The organism is Psittacicella hinzii (assembly GCF_003585935.1).
Taxonomy (GTDB): Bacteria; Pseudomonadota; Gammaproteobacteria; order Enterobacterales; family Psittacicellaceae; genus Psittacicella; species Psittacicella hinzii.
The window spans coordinates 1-9,427 of sequence record NZ_NRJG01000142.1 but is presented as its reverse complement, the minus strand read 5'-3'; the positions used below and the strand labels follow the sequence as shown (position 1 = coordinate 9,427).

Here is a 9,427-nt window from a genome sequence, read left to right as displayed (position 1 = left end):
GGTTTTAAATTTGTTCTGTACTATTTTGTAGTAAGCTACTCTAAAATATCTAACTTCATAAACTTTAACAATCTTTTAGGATAGATCTAGATAAAATTAGTGAGCTTTCTGGCTAAAATAAGCCAGTTTTTCAGTATAATATTGTTGCATGTATTTAGTCTTTATCTTAAAATACATGACCTAGATATTATGATCTGATTTTATGCAACAACTTTTTTCTCATCCTCATCTTGTAAAAATTAAACACCAGTTTATTAAACAGGGGTTTAAAAAAGACTTTTTAGATAATCTAGTCATGAACTATTTTATCTCTTTTCGCACGGCACATTTAACGCTAAGTATGTCTGAACTATTAGCCCAGACTTATTTTACTGCCGAGCAAAGATTTAAAATGGTTTTAGCAATTTATCAGTTTATACGTAGTAATAAAGTGGATAAATTGCACCTAAATTTCCGTATTCTCGGTCATGAAGAATATTTAGATACAGGTTGGATGACACCTAATCAAGTAGTTGGTCTAGAGCAATCACAAGGACAAGAAGTACCGGTTATTAATCGCTTTTATGTCTTAGGGATGCAAACCCTACAAATGATATTAGCTTATCATGATGGTTTATTTACACCTGAACAAGGAAGTAGTGAACATCTGTATACGTTTGATGAGTTAGTTGAAATAGGGAAGAAATTATCTTCATCTATGTCAAATATTATGGCGCAAACAGCATATAAAAATAAACTGTATAAAGAGCGCTATCTTGACTATATTTTAACTGACGAACGTCGTGAAGCTTTAAGACAACAACAATTACGTGAAGAAGAATATGAAAATATTTTCGAAAATCCACAGAGCTTGGATTTAGATGAATTTATGCATATTATAGATTCACAAAATTTAGTAGCTGATGTTTTAGAGCGAATTAATCATCCAGAGAAAAATCTTAAAAAACGCTTACTAATCGATAATCTTGTTGATACTAGCGAAGTAGAAAAATCTTTAAGTCAATTTGCTAAAATTTTACGTCCACACTTAGAGAAATTTAATATTCCTAGTGATAGTAAAGTATGGCAAATAAGTCGTCCGAGCAGCTTTATTCAAAAATATCAACAACAGCTCAAGCGTCAAAATACTAAAACACGTAAAGAGACCGAAAAATACTTAAAACAAAAAGCTGAAAATCGTAAAAGTAAACATGGTTTAACTTATGTTGAACCTTTTGACTTTGCAAGTAGTTATTTGTTTAATCCACGTAACTATTTACTTTCAGATACTAAAGATTTTGCTAGTGCTATCGAAACCGCACAAAAATATCGTAGTAAACTGCTTAGTGACATGCAAATGCCAATCAAAGAGTTTACCGATTATGAACGTACGGCAAGCGATAAAGAATACAATGATATTAGAGGGATAATTAATCCGATTCTTAATCGCTTTACCCGTCGTGTAGGTGATAGCATTATTATTTCTAAAGCGAATCTTTCGGCGTACACTATTTTCGATGAGTTAGCAAAGAAAATAATTAATAAAGAACAGTTTCCGAGCCAAGTGATTTTCTTAATGGGAAATCCTGGTGTGGGTAAAACTTATCTTGTTTCTTATTTTGCTGAAGCATTAATTAATTATGGTGTAGATAGTGATAAGATTAAGCACTTTGTGTTTCGTTTCCAAAATACCTATTCGCATGCAGCTAAAGAAAAGCTACTAGCAGGTTTAACGGATAATATTATGGAAAACCATGTGACTATTATCGATGAGTTTTCTTCGATGATGTCTAGTGGCGGAGCTAAATCATATATATTTAATTTAATTGATACGATAAAAGAATATAATAATCGTGTGCTTATTATCGTAAGTTCTTTACCTTACGAACAGTTATTCACGCATGATGAAATGGATGTTGAAATGCAACGTCTAAAATCACGCAGTGATGAGTGTTTACGAGTAGAGATCTCTTTACCAGATACGAACTTACGTCGTCGCTTTATTGAAGATTTGCTGAAACCAAATCGTTCTTTAGTGTTGACGCCCGAGCAGAAAAACAAAGTTGTATTAGCGAGTAAAAATTCAGACTTCCGTGCAATACGAGGCTTTTTCAATAATACGGTTTCAACAGAAAACTTTGACGCAAATATTGAAAAGCACTTTAAGTTCTCTGAAATGAGCGTTAAATTTAGTTCAAAACAACTGTTTGAAATAGTTTGTGCTGAACTAGGTCATACTCTCGAAGATCTATTTGCACGTAATCGTAGTCAAAAATTTGTTTTCTTACGTAATGTTTGTACTTGCATTCTACGTATTAATGCTAATTTAACCTATAACCAAATAGCTGAGATTATGGAGCTTGGAACTTCAACGCTACAAGCTCATGCTCAAAAATGCGTTAAGCAGCTAGAAGATACTGAAAGCCGTATGTATAAGGTCGTAAGTGTAATTCAAAAACAAGTTAACGATATTATTGAAAATCGTCCAAAAAGTGCGAACTTAAAAGGCGATTTATTCTTAACTTATCCTCTTACTATTCCTACAGAAATAGAGTCATAGGCAATGAAATTAATTTTACAAGCGCAAAAATTACAACGCGCGTTAAACATCGCTCGAGAAGTTGTAACTAAAACTCTTGATCCGTCAATTCCCTTAAGTCAACATGTACTATTAGATTTTACTAACCCAGGTGAAATTGTTTTCCTAGCGGGTGATAAAGAAATCAACCACAGCGTAATTGTAACTGTTGATCCAGAAACAGGAGAATCTGTGGAGTTCCCTGATTCATTTATCGTAAATACGCAAAGAGGTCGTGTTAAACAAGTATCTGTATCATGTATTAGTTTTGTTGATGCGGTTACAGGTTTAAACGGTCAAACTCTAGTTAAATTACACTTTGATAAAGTACCAAAAGAAGGTGAGCTTACTTACGCTAATTTAACTTACGAAACTACAGCAGTGCGTGTAGAAGCTTCAAACGGTCAAGGTTATGCTCTTTTAAAAGAAAACTTAAAAGAAGCAGTAAATACTTCAACCTTACGTTTACCTGAACGTATTTTAAAAGACATTATTCAATCGACACTGTTCTGTGTAAGCTTAAAAGCTTCTAAACATGCGAGTTTACATACGTTAATTTTCTCTTTAACCCCAACGATGTTAAAAATCTTTGGTGGTGATTATGCTCGTATTGCTCTTTGTAATTATACGTTCCCGGAGGGTAGCGATCCTTATACCATCAATGGCTTTAAAAACTTCTCTGAAGAAGTGCCATTAATTTTTAACCTATCACGTCGTACTGGTGCAGAATTACAACGTTTATTATCTACCGATAATAAAGAAGTTGAATTAATTATGCACTTAACTGTATCGGGTCACGTACAATACTTACAAATTCTTAAAGATGGTGAAGAGTTAATTTTCAACTTAACTTATAGTAAACCACCTCAATATAGTCACATTATCCCTGAAGTATTTGATAATGACGTAGTGTGTTATGCTTTAGAACTAAAAGATAAACTCACTCGTTCTACACGTTTTGGAGAAATTATTCTCTTAAATTCAGGTAATGGTGCTTTAACTCTTTCTGCTTCAAATCCAGGTACGCTAGATTCATTTAGTACAGAGTTAAATGACATTGAATTGAATCCTGAACGTCAACCATTAAATTTACGTGTACAGGGTAAACATTTTATTGAGTTAATTACTCCTTTACAAGAATCTGCAAAATACCGTCAACAACCACAAGATGAACTTAAATTAAGTTTAAACTTTGTGGTGAAAAAAGTGCCAGTATTTGCGGTAAAAGAAATTAGTAATTCTGAATTAGATCGTACTTATATCTTAACTCCATACAACAACGTAGCAGTTGATACAAGTAACGACTAGAGCTTAATTTTCGCTTTAAAAAAGATTATGAGGTTAAGCTCATAATCTTTTTTTATTGTTATGTTTATAAAGCAACTAAATCTAGTAAACTTTCGTAATATTGATAATCTGACTCTAAAGCCTGGACGTAAGTTAAATTTTGTCACTGGGCATAATGGAGCTGGTAAAACCTCCATTCTCGAAGCTATTTTCTTAGTAAGTCACCAACGCAGTTTTAAGTCGAAAAAAGGTGCTTTAGTGCAAGAAGGTAAAGATAATCTTGCAGTTTATATGCAAGTAGATAATGATCGCAATATTGATCATAATCTAGGAGTAAAAATCGATAGTAAATTAGCTTTAACTAACTATCTTGATGGCGCAAAGGTTGAAGCTAAAGAAACGAGTAAGCTCTTAGCAGTACAATTAATTGCCCCTGACATAATTCAGCTAATTGATGGAACTCCTGAATTTCGTCGTCGTTATCTCAACTGGGGCATGTTTTATCATTATGTCGATTTTATAGATTTATGGCGCAAAACTGAAAATTTGCATAAAAATCGTAATTCCTATCTCAAACAATTTAAAGATTATTTAGATAGTGGAAAACGTATTCCTGAAAGTGAGTTACAAGCTTATCAAGGATATATAACGAATCTTGTTACCTATAGTGAAGAGTTAAATCTTAAGTATGAAAAGTACTTTGCTCTTTTAGCAGAGAAAGTGCAAGATCTGTTAAAAATCTTCTTACCTGAAATACCGATTACTCTTGAATATGAACGCGGCTGGAAAAATGATAGCTCTTTAGCACAAATCCTCGAAAGTCGTTTTGAGCAAGATGTTTATTCTGGTTGGGCAAGATATGGCATTCATCGTTTTGATTTGTCGATCAAATGCTTTAATCTTCCAGCCTCAGAGATCCTAAGTCGTGGACAACAAAAACTCTTAGCCATTGCCTTAAAAATGGCACAAGTTGATATTTTGTATGAACATGCACAAGAAGATTGCATTTTTGTTATCGATGATATTGCTGCCGAGCTCGATCAAAATAAACAAAAACTTTTTGCCACTAAACTGCTTAGTAATCCAAGTCAGATATTTATGAGCTATATTGATAATAGTGGCTTAAATATTTTTAATGGTTTAATTGATACTTGGGATGAGTTTAGTCTAGAAAAAGGTAAACTTACGCACCATTTAGTTAATGGTGAAGAGGTTATCTCACAAGAGTTTAATCTCGATCAATATTTTACGGATAATGAAAAAGAACCTGCTTAATGCAGGTTCTTTTTTGGCTTTATAAGTCAATATTCGCGTATAAAGCGTTTTCCTCAATAAAGTCACGACGTGGTGTAACTTCATCACCCATTAGCGTGGTAAAGAGTTGATCAGCAAGAATAGCATCTTTTACTTCAACTTTAAGTAAAGTACGATTTTCTACTTTCATGGTTGTTTCTTCTAACTCTTCCCAGTTCATTTCACCTAACCCTTTATAACGAGATGGTTTAAGTTTTGAAGTAGCGAGAGTTAATAGAGTTGAAACGAAGTCATTAAAGTATTTAATCGGTTTGCGTACTTCACCGCGCACCATGTAACGTTCGCTTGTGTCTTGGCTTACAGGTAGAATGTCTTTTAAATCATGCGCTAAAGAGGCTACTTCTTGATAGTCTTTAGACATTAAGAAATCACGATTTAAAGTGTAAGTAGCTTCCATACCGTGCTTAATTTCACTTAAGCGATAGTATAGTTCTTTAGTCTCTTCGTCTTCAGCAAGATGAGCTTCATAACGAATAGATTGATCTTGGGTAGATTTTAATAAATCTAAGAGACCATTCATCCAAGCGGTAAAATCTTGTGCATTAGTGAACATAGACTCATTTAGAGGTAAGTAACTAATTAAAGTTTCCATTACTTCTGGAGAATATTTTTTGTTATGAGCACTAATTTTCGCACTTAATTTTAAGTAACGATCGCATAGATCTTTTAATTGACTTGAAGAGTAAACTTGACCTTTAACTTCTAAATCCGCACCTTCTAAAGCGTAATCAATTAAGAAACGATTGTATTCATCGTTATTTTTTAGATATACAGCTTTACGATCAAGCATTAACTTATAGAGAGGTGGCTGGGCAATGTAAATTTTACCTGCTTCAATAAGTTGTGGCATTTGACGGAAGAAGAAAGTTAATAAAAGAGTACGAATGTGTGAACCGTCAACGTCGGCATCGGTCATGATTACAATTTTGTGATAACGTAAATTATCTAAATTGAATTCATCATTAATACCACATTTTAAAACGGCAATAATATTCGCAATCTCTTGTGACTCAATAATCTTATCAAAACGGGCTTTTTCTACATTAAGAATTTTACCACGTAGAGGTAAGATTGCTTGGGTTTGCACGTCACGAGCTTTAACCGCCGAACCACCCGCAGAGTCCCCCTCGACTAAGTAAACCTCACATTCTTCAGGATTACGTGAGTTACAGTGTACAAGTTTATTTGTGGTGAACGTATGCTTTTTATTAGTGCGAGCTAATTCACGCGCACGACGAGCAGCTTCTCTCGTACGAGCTGCTGAAATAACTTTATCAACAATAGTACGGGCTATTTTTGGATTTTCTTCCAAAATAGTTTGGAATTTATCGTTAATTGTTGATTCAACAACCCCACGCACTTCAGAAGAAACTAGTTTATCTTTAGTTTGTGAACTGAATTTCGGGTTAGGAACTTTAACGCTAATAATAGCTACTAAACCTTCACGTGAATCGTCACCGTCGATTTTTAGATCTTTTAAGGCTTTAGATTTAGCATTAGCAATCACTTCACGCTCAATATAACCATTTAATGAACGAGTTAAAGCTGCTTTAAAACCAATTAGGTGCGTACCACCATCACGTTGAGGGATATTATTTGTAAAACAGTGAACACTTTCTTTATAGGTATCGTTCCATTGCATTGCAACTTCAACGGTAATACCTAATTCTTCGTTTACACTTTGGAAGTAGAAAGGTTCTTCGTTAATTACAGTTTTATTGGTATTTAAGAACTTAACGAACTCTTGTAGACCACCGGCATAATGGAATTCATCATGACGACCGTCGCGTTCGTCTTTTAATTCAATACGTACATTTGAGTTTAAGAAACTTAATTCTCTTAAACGATTGCATAAAATGTCGTATGAAAATTCTGTAACGTTTTTAAAGGTTTCGTGTGATGGCCAGAAACGCACCATAGTACCAGTTTTGTCTGTTGTACCAGTAACTGTTAATGGAGCTTGAGGCACTCCATTGTGATAAGTTTGTTCGTGAACTTTACCATCACGACGAATACGTAAAAAGAGTTTAGAAGACAGAGCGTTTACAACAGAAACACCTACGCCGTGTAAACCACCGGCAATAGTTTTAGCATCAAATTTACCACCAGCATGAAGTACGGTCATTACTACTTCGGCTGAACTAACACCTTCTTCCGGGTGAATAGCTGTAGGAATACCGCGACCATCATCTGTAACAGATACTGAATTGTCTTCGTGAATAACAACTTTAATGTTTGAGCAATAACCTGCAAGAGCTTCATCAATAGAGTTATCTACAACTTCAAATACCATATGATGAAGACCTGTACCATCGTCAGTATTACCGATATACATCCCTGGACGAGTTCTAACAGCGTCTAAACCTTTTAAAACTCGGATTGTATTTGCGTCATAGCTTCTGTTATTGTCTGCTGACATCTATATCCCCTTGGAGATTTGCGGTCAATATGTATTTTGACTAGGTTGAAAAACTTAAAAACTTGTATCCTCTTGAGAATTAAATCCTCTCCTTATAGGGGGACACATAAACTAATTAACCTTACTATTATAGCATATCGTGGTACTTTTTACCTATTTGTACGTAGATAACAAAAAACGAGAGCCCAGATAAATCTGAGCTCTCGTTTTTATTTCGAATATGAGATTGAAGCGTTAAACGCAAATTATTTACCTAAGTTTTTACGAACAGCTGCCGATAAATTAGGGTCGATGTTTGCAAATAACTCTAAAGCTTTTTCTACAGTTTCAGCACATGTTACACCTGATAATGAAGCAGCATAGTTAGCAGCTAATTGTGCTTTTTGTGCATCGTTCATTACTTTTTGGTATAACGCACGTGGTTGACTGAAGTAATCTTGATCGTAACCACGGAAATCGTAGTGAGCTGCAGCACGTTCTAAAGCTAAAGGTGGCTCTTGATCGTGAGTTGGCTCGTAAGTGTTGAAACGGTTAGGAGCATAGTTAGGGTGTGCACCACCATTAGTATCAACACGCATATATCCATCACGGTGTGTAGTGTGGTATGGACATTTAGGTTGGTTTACAGGGATTTGGTGGTGGTTAACACCTAAACGGTAACGTTGTGCGTCTTGGTAAGAGAATAGACGACCTTGTAACATACGATCTGGTGAGAAACCAATACCAGGTACGTTGTTGCTTGGAGCAAATGCCGCTTGTTCTACTTCAGCAAAATAGTTAGCTGGGTTACGGTTTAATTCTAAAACACCTACATCGATTAATGGGTAATCGCTGTAAGGCCAAATTTTAGTTAAGTCGAAAGTATAATTATGTTTAGCAGCATCAGCTTCTGGCATAATTTGTACTTTTACAGCCCAGCGTGGGAAGTTACCAGCTTCAATGTTTTCATATAAATCTTTTTGTGCTGATTCACGGTCTTTACCTACTACTTCAGCCGCTTCTTCGTTAGTTAGGTTAGCAATGCCTTGCATTGATTTGAAGTGGAATTTAACCCAGTAACGTTCGTTTTGCGCATTAATGAATGAGTAAGTGTGTGAACCGAAACCGTGCATTTGTCTGTAGTTTGCAGGTAAACCACGGTCAGAGTGAAGAATCATCACTTGGTGCATAGCTTCTGGAGTGCGTACCCAGAAATCCCATGCAGCATCAGCTGAACGCATGTTAGTACGTGGATCACGTTTTTGCGTATGAATGAAATCTGGGAATTTTAATGGATCACGGATAAAGAATACCGGAGTATTGTTACCTACTAAGTCCCAGTTACCTTCACTTGTATAGAATTTTAATGAGAAACCACGAACATCACGTTCTGCATCTGCAGCACCACGTTCACCAGCTACAGTAGAGAAACGTAATAATACATCAGTTTCTGCACCTGGTTGGAAAACCGCGGCTTTAGTAAATTTAGAAATATCATGAGTTACTTTAAATGTACCAAATGCAGCAGAACCTTTAGCATGTACTACACGCTCAGGAATACGCTCACGCGCGAAGTGTGCTAATTTTTCTTGGTACCATACGTCTTGTAATAGTAATGGACCGTTAACACCAGCTTGTTGAGTATTATCGTTATCAACAACAGGTTTACCTGCAGCTGTTGTTAAAGTAGCATTGTTATGATCAAATGGACATTTACTCATAATAGTTGCATCCTTAAAGAAATTAAAATATGTAGGTTTGAAGATTAAAAAATCAAGTTTTTGCTCTTCTGCGAAAAATTTTATAGTTAAATTATAGCACAGCTTAAATAAAATTTAAAACTTTTATTCTTAGGTTTTACTTATCAATAA

General features: G+C 35.0%; 5 protein-coding genes. 3 read left to right on the top strand and 2 right to left on the bottom strand.

The annotated features are described in order from the left end of the window. Positions 1–202: 202 nt before the first annotated feature. Genes CKF58_RS06885 through recF form a run of 3 tightly spaced genes read left to right on the top strand, consistent with a single transcriptional unit; the run spans position 203 to position 5,119 of the window. The gene (locus CKF58_RS06885) at positions 203–2,539 is read left to right on the top strand and encodes an AAA family ATPase (protein WP_119532310.1); all 2,337 of its coding nucleotides are present in this window, start codon (positions 203–205) and stop codon (positions 2,537–2,539) included. Positions 2,540–2,542: 3 nt separating this feature from the next. Beyond that, the gene (locus CKF58_RS06880) at positions 2,543–3,865 is read left to right on the top strand and encodes a beta clamp domain-containing protein (protein WP_119532308.1); all 1,323 of its coding nucleotides are present in this window, start codon (positions 2,543–2,545) and stop codon (positions 3,863–3,865) included. A gap of 60 nt (positions 3,866–3,925) precedes the next feature. Beyond that, positions 3,926–5,119 (top strand): DNA replication/repair protein RecF, encoded by a 1,194-nt coding sequence (gene recF, locus CKF58_RS06875; RefSeq protein ID WP_119532306.1) that lies wholly within the window; start codon positions 3,926–3,928, stop codon positions 5,117–5,119. A 19-nt stretch (positions 5,120–5,138) separates the two neighbouring features. On the opposite strand, the gene CKF58_RS06870 is transcribed toward recF, so the two are convergent. Both CKF58_RS06870 and CKF58_RS06865 read right to left on the bottom strand, forming a co-directional pair. Then, positions 5,139–7,577, bottom strand: a complete 2,439-nt coding sequence (locus CKF58_RS06870; RefSeq protein WP_119532304.1) for a DNA gyrase subunit B — start codon at positions 7,575–7,577, stop codon at positions 5,139–5,141. A gap of 245 nt (positions 7,578–7,822) precedes the next feature. Next, positions 7,823–9,280: a catalase gene (locus CKF58_RS06865; RefSeq protein WP_281270692.1), complete on the bottom strand. Its 1,458-nt coding sequence runs from the start codon at positions 9,278–9,280 to the stop codon at positions 7,823–7,825. Positions 9,281–9,427: the final 147 nt, after the last annotated feature.

Excerpts from the sequence above, each read along its gene's own strand:
- CKF58_RS06880 (WP_119532308.1), top strand. The coding sequence starts at position 2,543 with ATGAAATTAATTTTACAAGCGCAAAAATTACAACGCGCGTTAAACATC.
- CKF58_RS06885 (WP_119532310.1), top strand. The coding sequence starts at position 203 with ATGCAACAACTTTTTTCTCATCCTCATCTTGTAAAAATTAAACACCAG.
- recF (WP_119532306.1), top strand. The coding sequence starts at position 3,926 with ATGTTTATAAAGCAACTAAATCTAGTAAACTTTCGTAATATTGATAAT.
- CKF58_RS06870 (WP_119532304.1), bottom strand. The coding sequence starts at position 7,577 with ATGTCAGCAGACAATAACAGAAGCTATGACGCAAATACAATCCGAGTT.